1 protein-coding gene is annotated in these 1,208 nt (G+C 75.5%); it reads right to left on the reverse strand.

What is annotated here, in order from left to right:
* Window positions 1-1,164: MFS transporter (locus ND748_RS32355; RefSeq protein ID WP_374216096.1), on the reverse strand; the 1,164-nt coding region annotated here is incomplete at its 3' end.
* Between the last annotated feature and the right edge of the window lie 44 nt (window positions 1,165-1,208).

The raw sequence follows: 1,208 nt of genomic DNA on the forward strand, positions 1-1,208 counted from the left end.
GGCCAGGGCGGTGTGGTCACCCCAGGCCGTCCAGGCGGCGCCGAACAGCAGCGAGCAGGCGAAACGCGCGCCCACCTGCCCCGTCTGGACCAGGGCCAGCCCGCTGGACCGCAGCCCCGCCGGGACCGATCCGGCCGCGGCCGCCATGAGCACCCCGTCGGTCGCCGCGTAGAAGGCGCCGTGCAGGACGAGCACGACGACGCCCACCGCCGCGCCCCCCGTCGGGCCGAGCAGGAGCCCGTACGCCGCGAGCAGGCCGCCGTGCCCGGCGAGGAAGACACCCCAGCGGCCGAACCGGTCCGCGGCGCGTCCCAGCGGGACGGCCAGCAGCAGGAACGACGCGGACGTGCCCAACGGCAGCAGGGGAAACCACTCGCCGGACAGGTCCAGCTCACGTTGCAGGATCAGGTACAGGAACGAGTCGCTGACGGTGGCGAGTCCCAGCAGCGACGCGCACAGAGCGAGACGGCGCAGCTCGCGGCCGCCGAGCAGGCTCACGGCCGCCCGCAGGGACACGGCTGCCCGCTCGCCCCGCCCACTCCCAGCCGGCCCACTCCCAGCCAGCCCGCTCTCCGCCAGCCCGCTCCCTGCCGGCGCGGGTTGCGGCACGCGGCCGGGGACGAACAGCAGCAGGACGACGACCCCGGTCGCCGCGACGCAGAAGCTGACGGTGAACACCGCGTCGAACCCGTCGGCGGCCGCGTGCATCACGATGACCGCGACGACCGGCCCCAGCAGGGCCCCCGCGGTGTCCATCGCCCGGTGCACGCCGAAGGAGCGGCCCTGGGCATCGGGCGGGGCGGCCAGCGAGATCATCGCGTCCCGCGGAGCGGTGCGCAGCCCCTTGCCGGTGCGGTCGATCGCGAGGACGGCGCTGATCCCCGTCACGCTGTGCGCGATCAGCAGCGCCGGCTTGCACAGCGCGGACAGCCCGTAACCGACAGCCGCCACCGACTTGTAGCGCCGGCCGCGGTCGGCGAGGTGGCCGCCGACGAGCCGGACCAGCGCGCTGGCGCCGTTGTAGATGCCGTCGAGCAGGCCGAAGCCGAGCGGGGACAGCCCCAGTCCGGTCACCAGGTACAGCGGCAGTACGGCGGTGACCATCTCGGCGGAGACGTCGGTGATGAGGCTGACCGCGCCGAGGACCAGCACGGTGGCGGGCACGGCCCGACGGGTGAGGCCCGCCGGTGCCCGGGATGCCGGCGCCC

This window comes from Frankia sp. AiPs1 (assembly GCF_023716945.1).
In the GTDB taxonomy this organism is placed as follows: Bacteria; Actinomycetota; Actinomycetes; order Frankiales; family Frankiaceae; genus Frankia.